General features: G+C 42.5%; 25 protein-coding genes and 1 other annotated feature. Of the genes, 8 read left to right on the forward strand and 17 right to left on the reverse strand.

The window, feature by feature from the left end; genetic code table 11:
• From ACH0BF_RS10410 to ACH0BF_RS10430, 5 genes are all read right to left on the reverse strand, one after another.
• The coding region (locus ACH0BF_RS10410) for a hypothetical protein (protein WP_406909350.1) at positions 1 to 870 on the reverse strand (870 nt) is incomplete at its 3' end.
• Between the two features lie 149 nt (positions 871 to 1,019).
• Positions 1,020 to 1,829, reverse strand: coding sequence for a DUF1444 domain-containing protein (locus tag ACH0BF_RS10415; protein WP_120033876.1), 810 nt, complete (start codon positions 1,827 to 1,829; stop codon positions 1,020 to 1,022).
• Positions 1,830 to 1,914: 85 nt separating this feature from the next.
• The gene (locus ACH0BF_RS10420; protein ID WP_340852833.1) at positions 1,915 to 2,226 is read right to left on the reverse strand and encodes a thioredoxin family protein; all 312 of its coding nucleotides are present in this window, start codon (positions 2,224 to 2,226) and stop codon (positions 1,915 to 1,917) included.
• A gap of 197 nt (positions 2,227 to 2,423) precedes the next feature.
• Complete coding sequence (locus ACH0BF_RS10425; RefSeq protein ID WP_340852831.1) at positions 2,424 to 2,942, reverse strand: DUF84 family protein; 519 nt, start codon at positions 2,940 to 2,942, stop codon at positions 2,424 to 2,426.
• A gap of 96 nt (positions 2,943 to 3,038) precedes the next feature.
• On the reverse strand, positions 3,039 to 4,112 hold the full coding sequence (locus tag ACH0BF_RS10430; RefSeq protein ID WP_406909351.1) for a M42 family metallopeptidase: 1,074 nt from the start codon (positions 4,110 to 4,112) through the stop codon (positions 3,039 to 3,041).
• Positions 4,113 to 4,277: 165 nt separating this feature from the next.
• Here ACH0BF_RS10430 and ACH0BF_RS10435 point away from each other — a divergent pair, with 165 nt between their 5' ends.
• Positions 4,278 to 4,598 carry a PepSY domain-containing protein gene (locus ACH0BF_RS10435; RefSeq protein ID WP_340852829.1) on the forward strand — a complete coding sequence of 107 codons (321 nt, stop codon included), beginning with the start codon at positions 4,278 to 4,280 and terminating at the stop codon, positions 4,596 to 4,598.
• 115 nt (positions 4,599 to 4,713) lie between these two features.
• Here ACH0BF_RS10435 and ACH0BF_RS10440 read toward each other — a convergent pair whose 3' ends face one another.
• Complete coding sequence (locus tag ACH0BF_RS10440; protein WP_120033882.1) at positions 4,714 to 5,571, reverse strand: YtnP family quorum-quenching lactonase; 858 nt, start codon at positions 5,569 to 5,571, stop codon at positions 4,714 to 4,716.
• 162 nt (positions 5,572 to 5,733) lie between these two features.
• On the opposite strand from ACH0BF_RS10440, the gene ACH0BF_RS10445 reads away from it, so the two are divergent.
• Positions 5,734 to 6,327, forward strand: coding sequence for a YhcN/YlaJ family sporulation lipoprotein (locus ACH0BF_RS10445; protein ID WP_406909352.1), 594 nt, complete (start codon positions 5,734 to 5,736; stop codon positions 6,325 to 6,327).
• Between the two features lie 93 nt (positions 6,328 to 6,420).
• Here the strand turns inward: ACH0BF_RS10445 and trmB are convergent, their stop codons facing one another.
• From trmB to thpR, 4 genes are all read right to left on the reverse strand, one after another.
• Positions 6,421 to 7,059 carry a tRNA (guanosine(46)-N7)-methyltransferase TrmB gene (gene trmB / locus ACH0BF_RS10450; protein WP_340852823.1) on the reverse strand — a complete coding sequence of 213 codons (639 nt, stop codon included), beginning with the start codon at positions 7,057 to 7,059 and terminating at the stop codon, positions 6,421 to 6,423.
• A 56-nt stretch (positions 7,060 to 7,115) separates the two neighbouring features.
• Positions 7,116 to 7,892 (reverse strand): phosphotransferase family protein, encoded by a 777-nt coding sequence (locus ACH0BF_RS10455; RefSeq protein WP_120033889.1) that lies wholly within the window; start codon positions 7,890 to 7,892, stop codon positions 7,116 to 7,118.
• A 227-nt stretch (positions 7,893 to 8,119) separates the two neighbouring features.
• Positions 8,120 to 9,097, reverse strand: a complete 978-nt coding sequence (locus ACH0BF_RS10460) for a nuclease-related domain-containing protein (protein WP_120033891.1) — start codon at positions 9,095 to 9,097, stop codon at positions 8,120 to 8,122.
• 6 nt (positions 9,098 to 9,103) lie between these two features.
• A complete protein-coding gene (gene thpR / locus ACH0BF_RS10465) occupies positions 9,104 to 9,658 on the reverse strand; it encodes an RNA 2',3'-cyclic phosphodiesterase (RefSeq protein ID WP_120033893.1) in 555 nt (184 codons plus the stop codon).
• A gap of 162 nt (positions 9,659 to 9,820) precedes the next feature.
• On the opposite strand from thpR, the gene cysK reads away from it, so the two are divergent.
• Positions 9,821 to 10,750: a cysteine synthase A gene (cysK, locus tag ACH0BF_RS10470; RefSeq protein ID WP_120033896.1), complete on the forward strand. Its 930-nt coding sequence runs from the start codon at positions 9,821 to 9,823 to the stop codon at positions 10,748 to 10,750.
• A 98-nt stretch (positions 10,751 to 10,848) separates the two neighbouring features.
• Here cysK and pepV read toward each other — a convergent pair whose 3' ends face one another.
• The gene (gene pepV / locus ACH0BF_RS10475; RefSeq protein ID WP_120033898.1) at positions 10,849 to 12,270 is read right to left on the reverse strand and encodes a dipeptidase PepV; all 1,422 of its coding nucleotides are present in this window, start codon (positions 12,268 to 12,270) and stop codon (positions 10,849 to 10,851) included.
• Positions 12,271 to 12,607: 337 nt separating this feature from the next.
• Between pepV and ACH0BF_RS10480 the strand changes: the two genes are divergently transcribed.
• Positions 12,608 to 12,829, forward strand: a complete 222-nt coding sequence (locus tag ACH0BF_RS10480) for a DeoR family transcriptional regulator (RefSeq protein WP_041097857.1) — start codon at positions 12,608 to 12,610, stop codon at positions 12,827 to 12,829.
• A gap of 76 nt (positions 12,830 to 12,905) precedes the next feature.
• Here the strand turns inward: ACH0BF_RS10480 and ACH0BF_RS10485 are convergent, their stop codons facing one another.
• The 3 genes from ACH0BF_RS10485 to ACH0BF_RS10495 all read right to left on the reverse strand — a co-directional run bounded on the left by ACH0BF_RS10485 (position 12,906) and on the right by ACH0BF_RS10495 (position 16,242).
• Positions 12,906 to 13,628: a pseudouridine synthase gene (locus ACH0BF_RS10485; protein WP_120033900.1), complete on the reverse strand. Its 723-nt coding sequence runs from the start codon at positions 13,626 to 13,628 to the stop codon at positions 12,906 to 12,908.
• Between the two features lie 19 nt (positions 13,629 to 13,647).
• Positions 13,648 to 14,550 (reverse strand): DMT family transporter, encoded by a 903-nt coding sequence (locus ACH0BF_RS10490; RefSeq protein ID WP_406909353.1) that lies wholly within the window; start codon positions 14,548 to 14,550, stop codon positions 13,648 to 13,650.
• A 72-nt stretch (positions 14,551 to 14,622) separates the two neighbouring features.
• On the reverse strand, positions 14,623 to 16,242 hold the full coding sequence (locus tag ACH0BF_RS10495) for a putative polysaccharide biosynthesis protein (protein WP_120033905.1): 1,620 nt from the start codon (positions 16,240 to 16,242) through the stop codon (positions 14,623 to 14,625).
• A gap of 185 nt (positions 16,243 to 16,427) precedes the next feature.
• On the opposite strand from ACH0BF_RS10495, the gene ACH0BF_RS10500 reads away from it, so the two are divergent.
• From ACH0BF_RS10500 to ACH0BF_RS10515, 4 genes are all read left to right on the forward strand, one after another.
• Positions 16,428 to 16,853: a MarR family winged helix-turn-helix transcriptional regulator gene (locus ACH0BF_RS10500; protein ID WP_182916997.1), complete on the forward strand. Its 426-nt coding sequence runs from the start codon at positions 16,428 to 16,430 to the stop codon at positions 16,851 to 16,853.
• A 67-nt stretch (positions 16,854 to 16,920) separates the two neighbouring features.
• Positions 16,921 to 17,577, forward strand: a complete 657-nt coding sequence (locus ACH0BF_RS10505; protein WP_120033909.1) for an efflux RND transporter periplasmic adaptor subunit — start codon at positions 16,921 to 16,923, stop codon at positions 17,575 to 17,577.
• 13 nt (positions 17,578 to 17,590) lie between these two features.
• Complete coding sequence (locus tag ACH0BF_RS10510; protein ID WP_340852806.1) at positions 17,591 to 19,354, forward strand: DHA2 family efflux MFS transporter permease subunit; 1,764 nt, start codon at positions 17,591 to 17,593, stop codon at positions 19,352 to 19,354.
• A gap of 97 nt (positions 19,355 to 19,451) precedes the next feature.
• The gene (locus tag ACH0BF_RS10515) at positions 19,452 to 20,705 is read left to right on the forward strand and encodes a BaiN/RdsA family NAD(P)/FAD-dependent oxidoreductase (RefSeq protein WP_406909354.1); all 1,254 of its coding nucleotides are present in this window, start codon (positions 19,452 to 19,454) and stop codon (positions 20,703 to 20,705) included.
• 39 nt (positions 20,706 to 20,744) lie between these two features.
• Here ACH0BF_RS10515 and ACH0BF_RS10520 read toward each other — a convergent pair whose 3' ends face one another.
• From ACH0BF_RS10520 to leuS, 3 genes are all read right to left on the reverse strand, one after another.
• Positions 20,745 to 20,900: a YpzG family protein gene (locus ACH0BF_RS10520; RefSeq protein WP_120037870.1), complete on the reverse strand. Its 156-nt coding sequence runs from the start codon at positions 20,898 to 20,900 to the stop codon at positions 20,745 to 20,747.
• A gap of 280 nt (positions 20,901 to 21,180) precedes the next feature.
• Positions 21,181 to 21,486, reverse strand: a complete 306-nt coding sequence (locus ACH0BF_RS10525) for a rhodanese-like domain-containing protein (RefSeq protein WP_120033915.1) — start codon at positions 21,484 to 21,486, stop codon at positions 21,181 to 21,183.
• A gap of 16 nt (positions 21,487 to 21,502) precedes the next feature.
• Positions 21,503 to 23,914, reverse strand: coding sequence for a leucine--tRNA ligase (gene leuS / locus ACH0BF_RS10530; protein WP_406909355.1), 2,412 nt, complete (start codon positions 23,912 to 23,914; stop codon positions 21,503 to 21,505).
• 45 nt (positions 23,915 to 23,959) lie between these two features.
• Positions 23,960 to 24,179: a binding site (T-box leader), on the reverse strand.
• Positions 24,180 to 24,181: the final 2 nt, after the last annotated feature.

Consider the following 24,181-nt stretch of genomic DNA (forward strand, 5'->3'; position numbering starts at 1 on the left):
CTCTGGCTTTCTATCAATATCTTTTTTCATTTCTTCGCGTTTAAATAAAAGCCCGGGTTCTTCTTTCGGTAATTTCGGTGAGGGCTCTTCTGTTTGATCGGAATCAGTCGGCTTGAATGCTACTTCTTCCTTCTTATCAACTACTACTTGTTGTACATCCACCCGTTCCTCATCAATTGCAGCTGGCAATTCTTCTTTTCCCTCTGGCTTTCTATCAATATCTTTTTTCATTTCTTCGCGTTTAAATAAAAGCCCGGGTTCTTCTTTCGGTAATTTCGACGAGGGCTCTTCTGCTTGAACAGAATCAGTCGGCTTGAATGCTATCTCTTCTTTCTTATCAATCACGACCTGTTGTACATCCACCTGTTCCTCGTCAATCGCAGCTGGCAATTCTTCTCTTTCCTCCCGCTTTGTCACTGTTTCATTTTTACTTACAGGCCGTTTATGAAACCCATATACGGGAGAAGGGATTTCTGTTGGTTTGAAAGGACCGGGAGACGGACGGTACGTCGTAGATGCCTTGACAGGCTGCTTGGAAGGAGCGGGCTCTTCTTGATGATAAGTATATTCCTGCTCCCGCCTATTATCTGAGAAATTCTGTTTTTCTAATTGCAATCGCCTCTCTCGTCGCGGCCGCTGTTGTACCTTCTCCTTTCTGGAAGGATACAACTCTCTGGAAGGATAGCGGTAAGCTATTTTGGTTTTCATCTCTTGTGTTTCTTGAGGACGTTCATGAAAAACAGGAGGGACCGGCAGCTCATCGGCTCGTTGTGAAGGCGTCTCCTCATATTTAGGCAGCTCAACCGGCTGTTCAAATTCTTCATCTATTTCTTCACGAAATAATCCCATTATTCTTTTGAAAAAACTCATTAAAATCACCTTTTCTTTTTAGAAAATCACTTCTTATTTTAACAGCTTTTACCGCTATGACGATAGCAAATAACAACATTTGAGACTTTTGCACCGAAAAGCCCAAAAAAGCTTGGAAACAGGTAGATGCTTCCAAGCTTTTTGGGGCTTTATTTATCTTTTTTTTCAACTGTCCGGTTTTTGGCCATAATGAAAATCGGCTCCAATTTTCCCTCTTCATAAATAAAAGAAAGTGCAGTGATTGGTACATGCCCCCCTGTAAAAAAGCTCATGGTCATCTGAGCAAGTACATCGTAACCCGTTTCATTGCGAATGTCTCCTATAATAAGTACATCCCCATGAGGAACAGATACTGTCATTTCTCCTTGTGCCTTTTCAGCCATATCTTTCAAAAACTTATCATTCAAAATTCGGCTGGCATCATAGCCGTCATTTGTATTTAGAAAATAAAATATATTGCCGGCGACCTTATCTTGTTTGGTGTCCGTTCGCAAAGATCGTAAATTAAAGCGTGCCATCTCACGAATGCGTTCTTTCGTCCAGCCTTCTTTTTTCATGAGCTGTTCGTCGATCAAACGATAAGTCTTTCCCAGGTCTAGGGCATAATAAATATTTGTTTCTGCCGTATGTTCATCAATAAAAAACGGGTTGCCTTCTGTTGCTTCCTTCGGAAAAGAAGTAGAGCGGATAACAGGAAAAATATTTTTTTCCTGATCAGACAAAGAATGCTCCGTTCCCATAACTGCCAATGCTTCCTCTGCGTAATATACCACTTCATCGATGGCTTGCTCCTTTTTCTCATGCCATTTGGCTACAATTCCTGGCAGAGAAACGGTAATTCCTTTTCCTGATTCTTTGTTCTCGATTCGCAGCTCATCTTTTTCGCGATCAAATGTAAACGAACGGTTTTCCTTTTGCAGACGTTCTTCAAGAATGCGCCTTAATTTTTTTGAGTCCACACTCTCTCCCCTTTCTCAATAAAGACGTCTGGCTGCCCGGCTGCCAAAAAAATTGGCGTTGGCCGATAAACCAGACGTTTGCTCTTTATAATCCTTCGATAAACTGTTCAATTTCTTCCTTCGTTTTTCGGTCCTTGCTTACGAAACGGCCAAGCTCTTTGCCGCTATCAAAAGCAACGAAGCTCGGTATTCCAAAAATGTCCATATTGATACATAAATCAAGAAAATCATCACGATCTACATATACAAATTGATATTCGCTGTATTTTGCTTCGATTTCCGGCAGCACAGGTTCAATTACCCGGCAATCCGGACACCAATCAGCTGAAAATAAAAAAATACGCTTTCCTGATTCCTTCAACTGTTGAAATTCTTCCATTGATGCTAATTTCTTCACCCTTATTTCCTCCTGTCGAGATAATCATCTAGCTGGCTTAAACCAGTCTTTCGTCACATCTTTTAATATGAGTAAGCTTATCACAAGATGTCCGGCAAAATGAAGCAGAAAGACTTGCATGCGCTCATCACATCGGAACTAGCTACAGTTAGAGCGGATGCCCTATAGTCACTGATACATAAAGAATAAACCTACACTCATTTTTTATTATTTAGCAAAAATTGCCCTAACAATAATTTTGCTACGTGAAAGAACATTTCATCCCTCGTTACCAGACCATTCGTAAAAACACCAATAGCTCCTTCGTGCTGGCGAATCTCTTCACGAGCCGTAAATTGATCCATTACTGGGCCAAGCTCTTCACCACCACGAAGTGACTCCGCTACCTCTTCAGGCAGCAAGATTCTCGCTCCACCGGCTGTAATAATTGGATGCTCCTTAACAGCAAGAGCTCCCCAATTACATAAAAACAGCCCCTCTGCGGTTTCCATGACCCCTCCTTCAAGACCAATACCCATATGAGCTTTCGTTTCCTTAAGAACAGCCATCGCCCGATTAACTGCGCCTTGTCTCGTTTCTTCATCAGAAAACGGCTGTTCCCTAACCCCGGAAGGAACAGACAAAGTAACAACGTCTGCTTCTAAGTTAGCTGCTTCTACCGCCTTTTCTACAGCCAGCTTCTTCGCTTGATTGGATGAGCCAATTGCTATTTTCATTTTATTTCCTTCTTTCTCTGTTAAATTCTTGACCCTTTCATATGGCTTTGTCAAAACAAAAACAGGCGCCTTTTGTAACAAGCGCCTGGCTGTTTATCAGCTTCCTGCCTTCAAAGAATCGACCGTTGCTCTGTCGCTTGCTTTCACGAGGCGAATGAGCAATTCCTTCGCTGCTGCGTAATCATCCACATGGATAATGGAGGCATGTGTATGGATATAGCGCGAACAGATGCCGATAACCGCACTCGGCACTCCCTTATTGGACGTATGAACACGGCCAGCATCTGTGCCCCCTTGCGAGATAAAATATTGATAAGGAATATTATGACTCTCAGCTGTATCAAGAATAAACTCTCTCATCCCTCGGTGAGTAACCATTGTCCGATCGAAAATACGGAGGAGAGCACCTTTTCCTAACTGGCCAAATTCCTTTTTGTCACCGGATGCATCATTTGCCGGACTTGCATCTAGTGCATAGAAGATGTCCGGATTAATCATCTCAGCGGCTGTCTGGGCACCACGCAGACCGACTTCCTCTTGTACAGTCGCACCAGAGTAAAGATGATTCGGTACTGTTTCATCTTGAAGCTCTTTTAACAGCTCAATGGCAAGTCCGCATCCATAGCGATTATCCCAGGCCTTAGCAAGAATTTTTTTCTCATTAGCCATTGGAGTAAAAGAGGAAACTGGCAAAATGGACTGGCCTGGTTTGATACCGATCTTCTTTGCATCCTCTTTATCGTCCGCCCCAATATCAATAAGCATATTTTTTATTTCCATCGGTCTCTTGCGCTGCTCCTCATTAAGTAAATGAGGAGGTACTGAGCCAATAATACCGATAATGGGACCGTTGTTCGTCATAATTTGCACACGCTGGGCGAGCAGCACCTGCCCCCACCAGCCGCCAAGCGGCTGAAACCGGATCATGCCATTATCTGTAATTTGCGTTACCATAAAGCCCACTTCATCCATATGACCGGCAACCATAACGATGGGGTCATTGCTTGCTCCCTTTTTCACCCCAAAAATACTTCCAAGGCCATCTTGCACAATCTCATCGGCATACATTTCCAACTGCGTACGCATGAATCGGCGCACATCATGCTCGTTTCCAGGAGCCCCCGGGAGTTCCGTTAACGTCTTAAAGAGTTCCATTGTTTCTTTATTCATGCTCTACTCTCCTTTTAAAGTCTGAATTGCCTTCATTCTACAGAAAGATGGACTAAACTTCCAGTTTAGACTATGGCAATTTTCTGAACATGGATGACAGAAGTTTCAGCATTTTTTAAATTAAGGTATACTTATATCAGTCTATTAAAAACAGGGGTGAAAAATATGAGTATGAATTGGGGAACTTTTATTTTGGGAGCAGCTGCTGGAGCAGCCAGTGCTGTATTTGTACAGCAAAGCTTAACGAAGACTACATATGTCTCAGCGGAAAAAGCATTGAAAGAAGTCAAGGAAGCATTTAAATCAGAGGGCGCTATTGACGGTTCTTGGATCAAAATGAAACCGGAACCATTGAAGAAAGTGGGCATGGACAAAATGGTTTATAAAGGCGGGATTTCCCGTACCATTGGTCAGGAGAGAGAACAATTCGAGTTTATCGCTGACTCTAGAACAGGCGCCATTATGGATGTATACAGAACCTATTAATGAACAGACTGCTCAATGACCATGAAGGTCATGACTACTGTAGGCGAACGAACAATAATGGCTGGTTTGCAGCTTAAGGGCTGTCCAAGTGGACAGCCCTTTTCATTATTCATTTTTAGTTTCCGATCATAGCTTTTTCTCGCTTCACCGCTGCTATCATTTCTCCAGCTTCATTCCACTTTATCGCTCGGTAGACAGCATCATGATAAAAGAAAAACCAGGCGTTTTTTTTCATTCCTTCTGGCAGCCATTTCTGCTTCGCAGCAATAGAATCCATTGGATAATCGTCATATGCCAATACCCACAGTACATTTTGATGAGCATGCGTTGGCATTAAGTCCGCCATATGAATGAGCCATTCTCCATTGCTTTCAATAATAATAATCGAATGGCCATTGCTGTGACCGCCCGTATGGATCATTTTAATTCCCTTTACCGGCTCAGCCTGTTCTTTATAAGTTCGTACCTGATGCTCAATCGCTTCCCAGTTTTCTTTCCAATACGTATTTTTTGAGCGGATATTCGGGTGCCGCATTTCCTCCCACTCGGTTTCTGACGTATAAATAACAGCGTTTGGAAAAGCTGGCACCAACTTGCCTTGTAACAGCTTGGTTAACCCTAAGGCATGATCAAAATGCATATGAGTCATCAAAACAATATCGATATCAGCAGGTGTAACCCCTAATTCCGCTAGACATTCTTCCACTCTTGATTCCTCATCTACCCCGTAATTGCGTATTTGCTTTTCTGTTAAACGCCCATTTCCAATCCCTGCTTCAATTAAAATATTTTTCCCATCTAACTGAAAAAAAATAGGATCCGTTCGCAACTCAACCTGGTTTTTTTCATTGCTGGCATACTTCCTTGACCACAGTGGCCTTGGTACAACACCAAACATCGCTCCGCCGTCCATATTTGTTACTCCGCCATTTAACCAAGTTAGTGTAAGATCTCCCACCGTTAACGTTTCCAACTGTTTGTCCCCCCTTCATTTGTACAAGTTTATTGTAGCACTTATTGAAAAATTGCGTCATTTATCAATACTTTTTAAAACTTAAGAGGCAAACAGCTGATGAATAATTAATTAGATATTTGTTCAACTTAAACATGTAGATTAAAGAAAGGGGTACACATCATGATCAGATTCAAACACGCTACTATTGCTTTATTACCGTTTGTCTTATTGTTCGGATGTAATAACGATAATGCAGCGGATGAACGCCGGGGCGTAGATATTGAAAACGCTCGATATAACCCGCCGAATAACAGAAGTTTTAATGAAGACCGAAACGAGATGAACGATCCGAACCTTACCCTTGATGATAATACTAACAATCGTAACGATAACAACGTGACAAATAACAACACCAACGACAATAATAACGGAAACGTTAACGGAATGGCAGTATCAGACCGAGCAGAAAATCGATTAGAAAAATTAAAGGAAGTACGTACGGCAAAAGTAATCGTGACAGATCAAAATGCCTATGCTGCCGTTTTGCTCAGCAACGGCAAGCAGGATCAGCTCACTAATCAGCTTGAGGAAAAAGTAGCTAATGAAGTAAGAAAAGCCGATCCTAACGTAAAAAAAGTGTATGTGTCAGCTAACCCTGATTTTGTTCAACGGATGCAAGGATACGGTGACAAAATTGATGAAGGTCGTCCAATAACAGGTTTATTTGATGAATTTACAGACACGGTGCGTAGAGTATTTCCAGACGCCCATTAAACTGTACGTCCGTGCTCATGAATAAAGAAAGAGGCCCTGACAGTTTTTGACTGACAGGGCCTCTTTCTTATCAACAGCAAAAGCTGGTACATATCAGCGATATTTTGCTTCAACCCGATAAATACGCTGGCCTTTTTTGGAGAATTTCTCCTCATATTCCGTCATAATATTGCCTTCGAAATCACTTTTATGAAGATCTAGACTTAAGAATGTCAACAGCATCCCATAGGCGGAAAAACTCTTCAAGGAATATTCGAACAAACTTTGATTATCTGTTTTAAAGTGAATTTCGCCGCCGTCCGGCATGATATCCTCATATAGCTTTAAAAATGTTCGGTACGTCAGTCTTCGTTTTTCATGGCGTTTTTTCGGCCATGGATCAGAAAAATTCAAATATACTCGACTGACATCTCCTTTTGCAAAATATTGGGCGAGATTTCTAGCGTCAGCATTCAATAGCTTTAGGTTCGGGAGTTCTGCTTCGATCAGACGATCCAGCGCCGTTACAATCACGCTTTCATATAGTTCGATACCAATGAAGTTTACATCTGGATGAGCTTTTGCCATTTCTGTAACAAACTGGCCCTTGCCCGTCCCTACTTCAATATATATAGGCTGATCGTTATTAAATACGCTTTTCCAATTGCCTCGATGATTCTCTGGAGTTGGAACAATGTATTGTGGATAGGCCTCGATTTTTTCTCTGGCCCATGGTTTATGTCTTAATCGCATTCTGGCACCTCATTAAAAAAGTTTCGTTCAAACCATATCATGCTTGTCTTCCACATTCAAGAGAGAATATGAGACAAGTCCCGAAAGCCTTCCTTCATCTCCCGAAGGCGGCCCGTTTCTTTGTTCCATTGAATGGATAAAAGCGTCTGAGCTAGAAAATACCACTTCATTCGCAAAGCAAGATGAGCAGTATAAACAAGACCGTATTGAGCAAGCCACTCTTCCCAGTAGGTTTCTTCAATATAGGTATACAACATCATCCCCAAATCTACAGCAGGATCAGCAATCAACGCTCCATCCCAATCAATTAAATACAATTGATCTTCATCTGACAACAGCCAATTATTATGATTAATATCTCCGTGGCAAACAACATATTCTCCATGACCAATTTCAGAAAGGCGGCTATGAAGAAATCGAAGGGCCTTTTGGACATGCTCATCACTCTTTGTTTCCTTATCAAGCTGTCGCTCAATCTCGGTTAAGATCATGTTCGGCTTCATTGGCTCTTTACCAAGCTTTTCGAGCATGGACAACAACGGCTGGGAAGAATGAATTTTGCTCATTAGCCTGGCTACCCTGCTGTCTCCCATTTCAATTGGAGCAAGCTCGCGTCCTTTCAGCCAATGCTGGGCCGTAATGACGTCTCCATTCTCCAGTCGCTTTGTCCAGATCAGCTTCGGAACGATCCCTTCAACCGACAAAACTGCCAAAAAAGGAGAAGAATTTCTTTTTAAGAATAATTGCTGCCCTCCATGCTTGGCCGCGTAAGCCTTTCCTGTTGCTCCGCCGGCTGGAGTGATTTCCCAATCTTGTCCAAGTAAGTGTTCCACCGTTAGTCACCTTCATTTTTGTTTGGCTCATTTCATGCCCGAATAAAAAAGACAGCTATCGCTTGATCATACAATAGCTATCTTCGTATTATGACAGGATTCACTTTTTATCTGTCATTTACGCGCTCATTTTAAAAGTTATCTAATATTTTAACATGAAATACTGTCTTCGGCTAGGTATTTCGCGCATGCCAACAAATGGTCATCTCATAAGGAAAACACTTTCATCAGTCGTCCTGCTCCTCCGTGTCGCTTATGAATAAAAACTCTTCCTCTTCATCCCACTCCGGACGGCGGACACTCGTTGTCTGTCCAAATTCTAACACGCTTTTTGCCGCTTTTAATTGAATGGTTTTTAACGGGGAAGGCATCTTCCTCATTCGGTCGATCCAGGACAGAAATGATCGGTTGTCTACTACCTCCAATCCAAACGGCGGATCAGGGTAATCAACAAAACCATTACGCGAAATAATGGCTTTTCTTATAGGAAAGTCAAGCTCTTGTCGCTGAAATACATTCTTCAGCACTGCTTCCATCCGGCTCAGCGCAAGTGTAGGATTCAATACCCTGCCTTCCTCTTCTCCCTTTCTTTTCAGCCAAAAACGTTCTCCCGATCCGATATATACCGACTGCTCTTCCCCTTCTAAAAATGTTAGACACCATACTTCAGTCGGTGTCAATAAAAGGATATCAAGCTCCATTGGCGCCTTTTTTAATTGGAGAACAGGCTCATACATAACGAGAAAGCTATCCGGCAGGCTTTGCAGCAAAAATTTTAGCCGCTCATCATGAAAATAGCGCGGATCAATATATGATTTTTCCCTCACTGTTGAACTTGCCCATTTCAGTTGAAAGTTGAACAGCTGATTGAGAAACTTATGTCTTAACTCATCGAGGTTCGCTACCGAGTTCACTTCAATAGTATCAAACAACGACCTATCCTCTTCCTCTATTGAGGCTGATTCTTCCGCTTTTTCACGCAGAAAAAAAGACTTAAGTTTCTGCACCATCCCCCTTCCTTCCGTCTCTTCCTCAGGTTCTTCGTCAGAAAGAAGGCTTGCCTCGTCTTCCCAACGATTTCTCTCCCAAAACTGCCTCATGCTTTCCCATTGCTGTTTCTTCAGACGGGCAAACTGGGCAGGATAATGAAAAATATCTGTTTCATATCTAGAAATATAATCCTGTAGCTTAATCAACTGCGCCATGTTTCTTTAGTCCTTTCCCTCACCTGTATGTAATTGGATTATTTGCTTCTCTTTATATTTCGGACTCCTGTCCAAATAAGTTTCGTATAAAACGACCGTTTCCGCTAAAAATTTTTTATTTAGCTGTAATTGTGGCAATTGGAATGGAGATTCTCCTTTCCATTTTCTAGCGACGGTAATATGTGGGCTGAACGGCCGGCTGTCTAATTTAAACCCAGCTTCACGGCATGCAGCGGTAACAGCGGACTGCAATTCATTTAGACGACTTTCCTGTTTAACTCCCGCCCAGAAAATGCGCGGATCTGTCTTTTTACCGAAAAAGCCTAGTGAATCAATGATGAGCGGAAAAGCTTCAATATCCTGCACAGAGGAAGTAACGAGCGAAAGAGCTGTTTCAAGCTGCTTTTCTTCTGCTGCTCCTAGAAAAGCCAATGTAAGATGCAAATCTTGCTCGTGAACGAAGCGGGAGAATGGAAGCTGCTTTTCTTGAATTTGTTTGTGAAGCGTTTCTTTTAGCTCAGTCGGCAAAGGAAGGGCGAAAAAATAATGATTATGGCTCATGTCAGCTACCCCTTTATCATTGGTTTTCCTCCTATTTTACCAAATATCCGGAGTGTTTCACAAATCGAAGAAAACAACAATTCCTGTCTGCATTGATTGGATTAATCCGAATTAATATGATAATAATAGAAGTAAGAAAAATGGATGGAAGGATGAGCAGCATTGAAAACAGTTAACAACATCGCCGAATTAATCGGGGATACTCCTCTTGTAAAATTAAATCGCCTGGCTCCTGAACAGGGAGCAGATATATATTTAAAACTGGAGTTTTTCAATCCAAGCAAGAGCGTAAAAGATCGCGCAGCTTTCAATATGATTATTGAAGCAGAAAAAGCAGGCCTCTTAAAGCCTGGCTCTACTATTATCGAGCCAACAAGCGGCAACACGGGGATTGGTCTCGCTATGAATGCAGCAGCGAGAGGCTATAAAGCCATTTTAGTCATGCCTGATACGATGACCAAAGAGCGGATTAACTTATTAAAAGCATATGGTGCAGAAGTAGTGCTCACACCTGGTAATGAAAAGATGCCTGGCTCCATTCGAAAAGCGGAAGAGCTTGCAAAAGACATTCCTAACAGTTTTATCCCCATGCAATTTGATAACCCGGCTAACCCAGATGCTCATCGAAAAACAACAGCTGTAGAGATTTTGGAAGCTGTAAAGCAAATTGGCAAAAATCTCGGCGCTTTTGTCGCTACAGCTGGCACAGGCGGCACCATTACTGGCACAGGTGAAGCATTGAAAGAACAAGTTCCCGGATTAAAAGTTCATGTAGTCGAGCCAGCTGGTTCTCCTGTCTTATCTGGCGGTAAACCAGGGAAGCATAAGCTCGTTGGCACAAGCCCTGGCTTTATTCCAAATACACTTAATGAAGACGTATATGATTATATTTACAAAATTGAAGACGAGGATGCCTATGAAACCGTGCACCAGCTTGCTCGTAAAGAAGGAATCCTTGTAGGCCCTTCTTCAGGCGCCGCTTGCTATGCAGCGATCCAAACGGCGAAAACTCTAACAAAAGACGATATTGTTGTATGCATCGCCTGTGACACGGGTGAACGTTATCTATCAAGCGACTTGTTCCAATTATAATAAAAACGCCCTTCCATTAGTCGAAGGGCGTTTTTGCTAAAAAGGATGCCGAGCCTGAAATCAGTCCACTGGTCTTCTAGCCAGTCGGGCAAGATCATTTATTGTCGAGCCAGCTCCCAAATGGCCTGTGCGTAAATAGCTGTGGCTTTCAGCAAATCCTCAATAAACATATATTCGTCTTTTTGATGGGCGACATCTTCCCGACCAGGAAATAGAGCGCCGAATGCCACACCTGTTTCCAGACTGCGAGCATAAGTGCCTCCGCCAATCGAAAGTAGCTTTGCTTGTTCTCCGGTTTGTTCCTCATACACTTTACAAAGGGTCTGAATGAACGGATGATCTTTATCGACATGATGAGGAGAGCTGTCAGAGAAGTGTTGAATTTTAAATTGTTCTTCTGCTAGTCGTTCGATTAAAAATGATTTTTTCTCCTTTAGAGGAAATGTGACCGGATAGCGCATATTTAATCCAAGCTTTCCGCCAGTACCCTCATTGAATGATAATTTTCCTACATTGATGGTCAAGTCTCCGGTTATTTCATCTTTATAGTCAATTCCTAGCTTTCTTCCGCGTGATTCTTCGAAGAACAATCGGCTTGTCAGCTTAAAGAAATGGGCAGCTTTCTCATCCAGCTCTCTGCTGGCTAAAAATTCAGCCAAATAAAGACCTGCATTTTTTCCGAGGTCCGGCTCCATTCCATGAGCAGAGATTCCTTTTAATTCCAAAATCAATTTACCGTTATCAATATGGAAACGACCATCCAGCCCATGCTCGTCAACGAATGCCCCGTAGCTTTGAATGATCTCCGTCTGTCCGCGATTCACCGTAACAGCCGCTTTTGCATAGTCCGGCACCATATTATATCTTCTGCCTGATTCAAAAGAGTGGACAATGATATCACCGGAACGGCTTTGCATCGTCTCTTCTGCTTGCTGGACAAGATCAAAATCAGCAATCCCTTTTTCTGCATAAATAATTGGAAAGTCAGCGTCCGGTGCAAAGCCAACAGATGGCATTTCTTCTGTTTCAAAATAACGTTCGACACAGCGCCATTCACTTTCCTCATCCGTGCCAATAATCATCCGCACTCGCTTATGTAAAGGCAAACCAAGCTCCTTAATTATTTTCATGGCGTAGTAAGCGGCCATCGTTGGGCCTTTATCATCAATGGCTCCACGGCCGAATATTTTTCCATCTTTTATTTCACCGCCAAATGGGTCCGTCGACCACCCGTCCCCTTCCGGCACCACGTCTACGTGACATAAGATGCCTATGAGCTCTTCTCCTGATCCAAACTCTAAATGACCAGCCAGGTTATCTACATTTTTCCCTATAAATCCATCCTTTTCACCAAGATTTAGCATAAAATCAAGCGCCTCTTTTACCTGCTCACCAAGCGGAGCTGAAGATGTCGCTGCTTCTTCATTCAGTACACTTTTAATGGCAATTAAGGATCGTAAATCCTGCAGGAGCTCCTCCTGCCTTTTCTCTACTTCAGCCTGCCAATTAATTTTTTCCACTAACTTTTCCTCCCATCCATCATTTTCTTTATTTTACCTTTATCTCCTCTAAAAAAGTATTATTAACCCTTACTAGCACGATTGCAATAAAAAAAGCGGTCTGTTTTGTTAGTTTTATGAAAAAAAAGGGTAAATACTATATGAAGTTTCATGAATTTAAGTATTTTTTCTAGAAAAATAAATATAAATGAGGTAAAATACAATTGTCAGACATCTTACACATTTAAGTAAAGGAGCTGTCTGCGTCTCATTAACTACATATAATGAGAAGCATTGAACTTCTCAATAACCGTCGTCTGTTGTATGCCTCTGTGAAAAAAGATGAGGGAGTGGTTTTTTGAAACCTTCAACAAATCGGATGCTAAATCGAATCAAATCAGTCTATATGTTTATTAAGGAAAACGGGACTGTTTCGACTCAAGAAATTGTGGATGAATTTGGTATCACTCCTCGCACCATTCAAAGAGATTTGAATGTGTTAGCTTACAACGACTTGGTCATCAGTCCAAGCCGTGGCAAGTGGACAACGACACAAAAGAAAGTTCGAATGACTTCATGAACAAGCCCCTGCCTGAATTGGCAAGGGCTTTTTTTGTTATACATAAAATTCTTTCGAAAATCCGACAATATTTATCTTATGATTCTTTCTCTCCACTTTTCAAAAGTTCTACTTCTTCTTCCGTCAGCTCCCGGTACTCACCAAGCTCCAATTCCTCATCCAGTTGAAGCGGCCCCATCGAGATTCTCTGCAAGTAAACCACTTTTTTCCCAACTGCTTCAAACATTCTCTTTACTTGATGAAACTTTCCTTCTGTAATCGTTAATTCAATATCTGAGCGAAGTCCACTTTTTAAAATATTCAGTTCTCCTGGTTTGGTCACATAGCCATCATCCAGGGAAACCCCCTTTTGAAAAGCCTCTACATCTTCTTCGGTTACTTCGCCGTCAATCACCGCAAAGTATGTTTTAGGCACATGCTTTTTAGGAGAAAGCAGTTGATGGGCAAGTACGCCGTCGTTTGTTAGCAACAGCAGACCCTCTGTGTCTTTATCAAGACGGCCGACTGGAAACGGCTTGAATACCGCATGTTCCGGCCCTAGCAAATCGATCACCGTCTCTTCCCTTGCATCTTCTGTTGCTGAAATCACACCTGGTGGCTTATTCATCATTAAGTAAATAAACTCACGATAATTTACTTCTTCCTCATGCAGCATAACCTGATCCTTTTCGGGGTCAACATGTTGCTTAGCATCTTTTACCACTTCTCCATTGATCGTGACTGCTCCAGTCTTTAATAATTGTTTGACTTCCTTGCGGCTTCCATAACCAACATTTGCTAACAATTTATCAATTCTCATTGTTCTCCTCCTCTGTTTATTATTTAGTACGTGATAACATTAATACAGTTGTGATAATAAAAAAGGTGCCGAGCCATTCTCCGAATCCAAATGGTACGGATAGTAAAAAGACAGATAAAAAAACGGCAGATAATGGCTCAACACAGGCGAGAAGGCTCGTTTCCGACGCACGCAGATAATTAAGACTCTCTAAATAGAAATAAAAAGCAAGCAGCGTACCAAAGATAATAACAAAACTAACCGCCGCTACTGTGGCAAAGGAGAACATTCCCTCCAGCTTCCAAGGAGGATGAACAAAGCTGAAAACAACACCGGCTACTGTCATTGCCCAGCCGACTACTAAAATGGAGCCCCATCTTTTTAATAATTCAAGCGAATGCAAAGTGTAGAAAGCGAGCGCTACGGCTGAACTGAGCCCCCAGAATAAAGCCGTTCCAGAAATCGTCAGTTCGTTTGGGTTTCCACCAGTTACAAGAAAGAAAGTTCCGAACACAGATAAAAGAACAGCAACTACTTCCTTTGAAGATGGGCGTGCCTTTGAGCGAATGGCAAGATACAAAACAATCAACACGGGAGCCAAATATTGCAAAATGGTTGCTGTTGCTGCATTTCCGCTTCTAATGGCCGCAAAAAATGTATATTGAACACCAAGCATGCCAAACAAGCTGAAGAGAATGAGAGACGGCCAGCTAAACCGGTCTCTCCACATACCAAAGATGGATCTTTTTTCTTTTATTGCCGCGAAGAGAAGCAAAAGCAAGCCCGCCAGCAACAATCTCACTGTTACAAGCCATTCTACTCCAATTCCTTGCTTCTGGAAAAGAAATTGGGCGATTACACCGGATGCCCCCCAAAATAAGGAACTGGCAAGAACCATAATAATCCCCTTTGTTCTTGATGAATAAGCGAGTTCTTTTTCCACATTCCCCCTCCTTTCTTTCTCATTAGAAAAGCAGTCTCCTTCAAAAAAGAAGCCTGCTTTTCTAATCATTCATTAAGCTCTTACTCTTTTAAACTTATTTTTTATCCGGTCAAGTCTCGTTCCAAACAGTGCCGTTGCCAGTCCGGATCGGAAACTCAAGAAGAAATAAATCGCTGCACCAATCACCGCGCAGACGGCGATCAAAAGCGTGCTTTGTATTTTGCTGTCTGCATTGAACAGCGGGTGAAGAATAAAATAGACGATGTACACTGCAGCTGCCATAATTAAATTAAACACTGTGATTTGGCCAATCTTTCTTCCGATCGAACGAAGAGAGTAACCAGAATAATATCTAATAACGAGCAAGTTAATTATAATTGAAGCCCCATACCCAATCGCTGTCGCATAGATGGCGCCTTCTCCCTGGAACAGCTTAATTAGCGGCATGTTGAGCACCAGTTTCAACAAAATGCCAAACAGCAAGCTGAATACTGTAAACCGCTGCTCATTGATTCCTTGCAGAATAGCTGCTGTCACAGTGAATAAAGCAAACAAAATGGCAACCGGTGCATATACCCGTAAAATATCTGTGCCTAGGCTGCTATGTTCATAAAACGCTGTATAAAAAGGCTCCGCAAGCAGCATAATTCCAACAACAGCTGGAACAGTTAAATATAAAAGAACTTGGAATGTCTGATCGAGCTGCTTTTTAACTCTGTCAGGTTCCCCTGACACGAAAGAGCTTGTCACAAGCGGGACAAGTGTCATGGCAAAAGCGGTTGCCAATGAAACGGGGATAATAACGATTTTCTGTGTGCTAAAGTTGACAATTCCGAACACAGTATCTGCGATTTTTGCCTGTCCGATTTCTGCCATTGCTCGGTTAAAGGTAATGGTATCCACAAGTTGGTAAAGCGGGATCGCAATGCCGACAAAAATAAACGGAATGGCATATACGACGATCTCACTATAAATATCAAAGAGCTTTACGTCTGCATGGCTTTTATCTTTTTCAAGCAGTTCATTTAAGTGGTTTTTCCGCTTCTTCCAATACCAAAACAGAACAAGCAAACCGAATAAAGCCCCGACAAATGCTGCGAATGTGGCCACACCAATTGCCTTTACAACCGTTCCATCTAACACATTTAAAACAATATAAGCACCGACAAGCAGAAAAATAATACGAGCAATTTGTTCAACTACCTGAGATACAGCTGACGGTCCCATTGATTGATGGCCTTGGAAAAATCCGCGCATTAGGCTCATGAACGGAACGATAATGAGGGCAAAACTGACGGCGCGAATGACATAAGCCACTTCTTCCGCCGTATAAATCTGTTCTTTATCAACGATCATAATACTAGCGAACCAAGGGGCACAAACATACATGATAAGAAACGCAAGGAATCCTGTTATAGACATAATCATAAGACCTGACTTAAACAACCGGCGCCCGATGGCATACTCACCAAGTGCATTATATTTAGCTATAAACTTAGATACGGCGAGCGGGACACCTGCAGTGGCTATACTGATAAAGATTGTATACGGCACGTAGCCATATTGATAAAGTGACGTCGCTTCTTTTCCAACAATTGAGTAAAATGGAATAACGTAGAACAATCCAAGGAACTTGGAAATAAATGTTCCCAATGTTAAAATGAATGTTCCTCTGATAAGCTTCGAAGACATAAAAATTCCCTTTCTATTCCGTTAAGATAAATACAAATGCTAAAAATCAGTTTACCTCTTTCCTAACGTTCAGGCAATTTATTAAACAAAAATTTCTTATTACTTCATAAAATAAATAGTTGACTTTGTTAAGTATTTTCTCTTAAAATAGTTGAGTGCAAAAGAGAGCCCTAAGGAGGATGATCATGGAGAACAATCGGCACACGAAAGAGAAAATGAATGAATTGGCTGCTGTCTTACGGACATCTTTCCGATCATTCAAACGTGAAATGTCGGTTTTTATTGGTGATAAGCTTACAAATAATGAGTACTCTGTTTTAAAATTACTCTCCTCTCCGGATGTAAAAACGGTCACCGAAATTTCAAGAGAGCTTGGTGTGTCTGTCAGCCATATTACTAATTTAACGGATTCACTCGTTAAAAAGGAACTGATTATGCGCCAGCGTTCTGCAACAGATAGAAGGATTGTACAAATTTCCTTAACTGAAAAGGGCGCAAAACTCACTAATGAACTGAAAAAAAAGAATGCTCAGTTCTTATATGAAAAGTTCGGACAACTGACACCGGAAGAGCTTAACACATTCATTGAATTATTTAAGAAGATTCAATGATTTTTTTGGGTAATAGTTAATAAAGTTAACTATTAATATTATGAATATTTAAAGGAGTTGTATGTAAATGAATGTAAGAAGAATCGTTCTCTTAAACGTTTTAACGATTGTTATTTTAATCGGCGGCGGTTTTCTCGGTTATTACTTTTTTACTCAGACGAACAATTATATAAAGACAGATAATGCAAAAATTGATGGCCAACAAATGGCGGTTGCTGCTCCAGCGGCTGGAAAGCTTGTCAGCTGGAATGGCGAGTTCGGAGAAAAATATAAAGCGGGTGAGAAGCTTGGTGAAGTTGAAACTCAATCTCCATCTGGAACTGGAACAATCAAAGTACCAGTGACTCTTCCACAAGATGGAACAATCGTTGAAGAAAAAGCTGTAAAGAACAGCATGACTGCTGCTGGAACACCACTTGCTTACGCTTATGATTTAAATAATCTGTGGATAACAGCGAATGTAGATGAAACAAAACTTGAAGATCTTTCTGTTGGTGAAAAAGTAGATATTTACGTAGATGCCTATCCAGACACTACTTTAACAGGAAAAGTGAAAAAAATTGGTCTTGCGACAGCCAATGTCTTCTCAATGCTGCCGTCAAGCAACTCTACAGCTAACTATACGAAAGTTACACAAGTCGTGCCGGTAACTATTTCCATTAATGATCAGAAGTCATTGGATATTGTACCTGGCATGAATGTTTCCGTTCGCATTCACAAATAAGGAGGAGGGATACATGGCATCAGCTTTTCTAATTGGTTACTTTATTTTAGCCGTTATTGTGGTAGCTTTTGTGAACAAGCGTCTGGCCGCAAAACGCAAGAAGACAGAACCTGATTTGCCTGTCGCAGGAAAAGAAATGCCGCAGCAATCAGCTATAGCTGTCCAGCAGGAAGATGCATCTCAGCAAACAGCAGTACCAGAGGACATTCAGCAAGAGGCCCAAGAAGAAACAAAAGCTGAAGTAGCTGAAGAAATCCATTCCTCTTCAGAAGATGCACCACCAAAACGGGTTGGTCCCGTTCTTGCTGTGCTACTGTTTGGAATGTTTGTGGCCATTTTGAACCAGACGTTGATCAATGTCGCTCTGCCGGTTATGATGAGTGACTTTAACGTATCAACAAGTACGGCTCAATGGCTGATGACCGGCTTTATGCTTGTCAATGGCATTATGATTCCAATTAGTGCCTTTTTGATCTTAAAGTACGGTTTTCGAAAATTATTTATTTTGTCGATGATTTCTTTTACAGTTGGGTCTATCATTTGCGCCGTCTCCGGCACATTCACTATTATGATGGTCGGACGTGTAATCCAAGCGATCGGTGCAGGTGTGCTCATGCCACTCGGAACAAATGTCTTCATGACACTCTTTCCACCTGAGAAACGTGGAGCTGCCATGGGAACAATGGGAATTGCAATGATTCTTGCTCCTGCAATTGGCCCGACACTTACTGGCTGGGTCATCCAGCATTACGAATGGAACGTGATGTTTTATGGCATGTTCATTCTTGGTGTAATTGATATTTTACTGGCCATTCGCCTGTTCCATCTTAAGAGTGAAACGGTTGATTTGAAGCTCGATGTGTTCAGCCTCATTACTTCTTCTATCGGATTTGGCGGGTTGCTATATGGCTTTAGTGAAGCTGGCAACAATGGATGGGACAGTGCAGAAGTTATCCTATCCCTTGTCATTGGAATTATCTCTCTCGCCGTTTTCGTTTGGAAGCAACTTGTTTCGGAAACACCGATGCTTAACATGAATGTATTTAAATTCAATATGTTTACCTTTACGCTTATCATCAACTCAATTATTACGATGGCACTATTCGGCGGTATGCTTTTGTTGCCTATTTACCTACAAAACATCCGTGGCTTTACTCCGATGGAATCCGGGCTTCTCTTGCTTCCTGGAGCATTGATCATGGGTCTAATGGGGCCGATCGCAGGAAAGTTGTTCGATAAATACGGCGTTCGTTGGCTCGCTGTTATTGGTCTGGCCATTACAACCTACGGGACGTTCGAATTTACGCACCTAACATCTGATACCCCGTATCGCAGCATCCTGATGATTTATATTTTGCGCTCCTTCGGGATGTCGCTCATTATGATGCCGATTATGACGGCTGGTATGAATGTGTTGCCGATGAAACTGATCGCTCATGGTACAGCCATGTCCAATACAATCCGTCAGGTGGCTGGCTCGATTGGCACAGCCTTCCTCGTTACCATTATGACGAGACAAAGCACCTTTCACATGGCGGATTACGAAAACCAAGTAACAACAACAAATTCTTTTATTCAGGATAAAATCAATTCGTTAAGTCAAGCATTTGGCGGCGGAGAATCCGGACATATGATGTCAATCATGTCGCTCTACAGCGAAGGAATGAAATTGTCCACCATTAAAGGTATTAATGATGCGTTTGTTGTGGCGACAATTTTAGCCGCTATCGCATTCATACTCTCTTTCTTCCTTCCTTCGAAGAAGAAAGCAGCCTAAGAGAACCCTTTAGGGTTCTCTTTTTTTCTATTCATTGACAACCGATGAATAAATCAACTACTATGAAAAGAATTGCTTAAGAAAGAAGGGATTCCATATGGACTATGATGTAATTATTATCGGTGGCGGTCCTTCCGGTTTAATGGCAGCCATTGCAGCCGGTGAGCAAAAAGCGCGTGTATTGCTTGTTGATAAAGGCAGCAAGCTCGGCCAAAAGCTTGCTATATCAGGTGGCGGCCGCTGTAATGTAACCAACCGCCTACCGGTTGATGAAATCATTAAGCATATCCCGGGAAATGGTCGTTTTCTATATAGCGCTTTCTCTGTTTTTAACAATGAAGATATCATTCGTTTTTTTGAAGACCTCGGTATTGCCCTAAAAGAGGAAGATCACGGGCGCATGTTTCCAGTAAGCAATAAAGCGCAGTCAGTCGTTGACGCACTTCTTAATAGGATGAAAGAGCTCAACGTTGAAACACGTGTGAACACGGCCGTGGCCGATCTGTTATTTGAAAATGGCCGTACAGCCGGAGTCATTTTCCGCGACGGCCAAACCATCCGCAGCCACTCTGTCGTTATTGCTGCAGGCGGCAGTTCTGTTCCACAAACTGGTTCAACAGGCGATGCTTATCCGTGGGCTGAAAAAGCGGGCCACACAGTAACAGAGCTCTATCCGACAGAGGTGCCGGTCACTTCGGAGGAACCATTTATTAAAGAGAAAAAACTACAAGGACTTTCTCTTCGCGATGTAGCTATAAGCGTTCTGAACCCTAAGGGCAAGCCAATCATTACTCACCGCATGGATATGATTTTTACCCACTTCGGCATATCTGGTCCCGCAGTGCTGCGCTGCAGCCAATTTGTCGTTAAAGCGCTCAAGAAAAGCAAAACAGGTGAAGTATTCATGGCGATCGACAGCCTGCCTGACAAAAATGAAGAAAAGCTTTTCCAAGAGGTGCGCCAACAGCTCGCTGATCATCCAAAAAAAGCGGTGAAAAATAGTTTAAAAGGGTTGCTTCCTGAGCGCTACTTGCTGTTTTTACTGGAAGAGGCGGAGATCCATGAGGAAACACCAGGAAACGGTATTAGCACCGAGAAAATCCGCCAGTTTGCGCACTTGTGCAAGCAGTTTCGTTTTGCTGTCAACGGTACCCTGCCACTGGAGAAAGCCTTTGTCACCGGCGGTGGTGTTTCTATTAAAGAAGTGGACCCAAAAACAATGGCTTCTAAAAAAATGCCCGGCTTATTTTTTTGCGGTGAAGTACTCGACATCCATGGTTATACAGGCGGCTACAATATTACCTCCGCACTTATTACTGGTCGGCTGGCTGGCTCAAATGCTGCCCAGTGAAAAAAGCAGAGGACATTTTCCTCTGCTTTTTTCTTTACATCAACAAAACCGATTTTCGTTTGAGACGCTTTGGTTAATGCGTGTCCGCCGGGATACTTCCGTATGACCATTCACCTGCGAGTTTGTACGCTTCGGTCTCGTCCAATTGTGGTGAAACTTTTGAGAAGTCGGATCAAGCCAATCTTTTCTGCTCATCATTTTCACCTCACCGTAAATTTGTGAAAGGATATTCAACTGCTGAATATCCTTTTTAGCTTGTGTTAAAAGCAGGGAAGTATGTTTTTCTTGTTTACTTTTTTAATGGCAGCCTAATTGTTGATATTCCGTGCATAAGTGATGATACCAGCTCTGCATGCCCGATATCCCTGCCTGATTCAGGATATGTTCACTTTGATTCCAGTTAGGCCTTTCTCCTTCTCAATTTCTCCAATAAAAAAGCTGCTCCCCTTCTGATGAAGGGGAACAGCTAAGCACATTATTTTGTTTCGCCGGTCCATTCAAGCATGCCGCCTGCCATATTACGGACTTTAAAACCTTGATCGCGCATATAATAGCAGACATTTTCACTGCGTCGGCCCGAGCGGCAGACAAAAATATATTCCTTCTCTTTATCAAATTGATCTAAGTGATTCGGGATGGTTCCCATTACAATGTGTTTAGCCTGCGGAATTTTACCGCCTGCCACTTCCTCATCTTCCCGTACATCCACAATTTCCAACTTTTCACCGTTGGCTAATTTTTGTTTAAGTTCTTCAGGTGTAATTTCTGGAATTGGCTCCATCTGTACCATCCTCTCTTTAGTTTGCTACGATGTTAACAAGTTTGCCCGGCACTGCGATGACTTTACGTACTGTTTTTCCGGCAACCTGCTCTTGCACCTTTTCATCGTTCATTGCAATTTGTTCCATCTCTTCTCTCGTTGCTTCCTTGGAAATCATTAATTTTGCTTTCATTTTGCCGTTTACCTGAACGACAATTTCCACTTCGTCGTCAACAAGCTTAGACTCGTCATATGTTGGCCATTGCTCATAACTGATTGTACCTTCATGGCCAAGCTTTTCCCACATTTCTTCTGCCAGATGCGGCGCAACCGGAGCAAGCAATTTAACAAAGCCTTCTACGTATTCTTTTGGAATAGCTGTTGCTTTATAACCCTCGTTAATGAATACCATCATTTGGGAAATAGCCGTATTAAAGCGTAAATGCTCATAATCCTCTGTCACTTTCTTCACTGTTTGATGATACACTTTTTCAAGCTCATTGCCTGAGTCTGTAATTTTCTCACTCAATTCGCCAGTCTCCTGAATGAACAAGCGCCAAATGCGGTCAAGGAAGCGGCGGGCACCGTCAAGTCCCGTTGTAGACCAGGCAATGGAAGCATCAAGCGGCCCCATAAACATTTCATACAGGCGAAGTGTGTCGGCCCCGTGGCTTTCCACGATCTCATCCGGATTTACGACATTTCCTTTCGATTTACTCATTTTCTCATTGTTTTCTCCAAGAATCATTCCTTGGTTAAACAGCTTTTGGAATGGCTCTTTCGTATGAACCACACCGAGATCATATAAAACTTTATGCCAGAAGCGGGCGTATAATAAGTGAAGCACAGCATGCTCTGCTCCTCCAATATAAATATCGACCGGAAGCCATTCTTTTAACTTCTCTTCAGAAGCGAGCGCCTCGCTGTTACGAGGGTCGATAAAGCGCAAATAATACCAGCAGCTTCCCGCCCATTGCGGCATTGTATTTGTTTCACGCCGGCCTTTTTTGCCCGTCTCTGGATCAATGACATTAACCCAATCATCAATATTAGCAAGCGGAGATTCACCTGTTCCACTCGGCTTAATTTCTGTTGTTACAGGAAGCATAAGCGGCAATTCTTCTTCCGGAACAGTGCTCATGGTACCGTCTTCCCAATGGATAATTGGGATTGGTTCTCCCCAATAACGCTGGCGGCTAAACAGCCAGTCACGAAGACGGTATGTTACTTTCTTCGTACCAATGCCTTTCTCTTCAAGCCATTCAATCATTTTCTGAATCGCTTCTTCTTTATTGAATCCGTTTAAAAAGTCGGAGTTTACATGTTTGCCATCGCCAGTATAAGCTTCTTTTTCAACGTCTCCGCCGGCTACTACTTCCTTAATCGGCAAATCGAATGCTTGAGCGAACTCATAATCACGCTCATCGTGTGCTGGCACGGCCATAATGGCTCCAGTTCCGTAGCTCATTAATACGTAATCAGCAATCCAGATCGGCATCTTTTCTCCATTTGCCGGATTGATTGCATAAGCACCAGTGAAAACACCAGTTTTCTCTTTGGCAAGATCCGTGCGCTCCAGGTCACTTTTCGCTTTAATTTTATCTAAATAGCCAGCCACTGCCTCTTTTTGTTCATCTGTAGTAATTTTAGCCACAAATGGATGCTCCGGCGCTAAAACCGCATATGTTGCTCCAAAAAGTGTATCTGGTCGCGTTGTGAACACAGTAAATGTTTCATCATGACCATCAATAGCAAATGTCACTTCTGCTCCCTCGGAACGGCCGATCCAATTGCGCTGCATGTCTTTAATGCTTTCCGGCCAGTCAAGCTCCTCTAAATCTTCGAGCAAACGATCAGCATAGGCTGTAATTTTCAACATCCATTGCTTCATCGGACGACGTTCAACAGGATGGCCTCCCCGTTCACTCTTGCCATCAATGACTTCTTCATTGGCAAGCACAGTACCGAGAGCCGGACACCAGTTCACCGCTACTTCATCAATATAAGCGAGGCCTTTTTTATAAAGCTGCAGGAAAATCCATTGCGTCCATCTATAATATTCCGGGTCTGTCGTATTAATTTCCCGGTCCCAATCATAAGAGAAGCCAAGCGATTTAATTTGGCGGCGGAAGTTATTAATGTTCTGTTCAGTAAATTCTGCCGGGTCATTTCCTGTATCCAATGCATACTGTTCCGCTGGCAGTCCAAACGCATCCCATCCCATTGGATGAAGAACGTTATACCCTTGCATCCGCTTCATGCGTGATAGGATATCTGTTGCTGTGTAGCCTTCCGGGTGGCCGACATGAAGGCCAGCCCCTGATGGATAAGGAAACATATCAAGCGCGTAAAATTTTGACTGTCCTCTTTGTTCCTGTGTTTTGAATGTTTTATTTTCTTCCCAATATTGCTGCCATTTCTTTTCAACCTTTTGATGATCGAAACTCATCTGTAACACCCTTCCATGTTGAATATTAAAAAACTCCCGTCCCATAATTGGGACGAGAGTATATTTCCCGCGGTACCACCCAGATTAGTGCCTTCATTTGGCACTCTGCTTGACGTCTTTAACGCAGATCGGCGGCAGGCACTACTGTTTATGGTTCGCACCTGCGATTCCAAGGCGAGTTCATGGTATTCCGGACTGGCTTGCACCTCCCGCCAGCTCTCTAATTCCGAAAATCGTCACTACTATTCCTCATCATCATCTTTTACT

The organism is Pseudobacillus sp. 179-B 2D1 NHS (assembly GCF_045370945.1).
In the GTDB taxonomy this organism is placed as follows: Bacteria; Bacillota; Bacilli; order Bacillales; family Domibacillaceae; genus Pseudobacillus.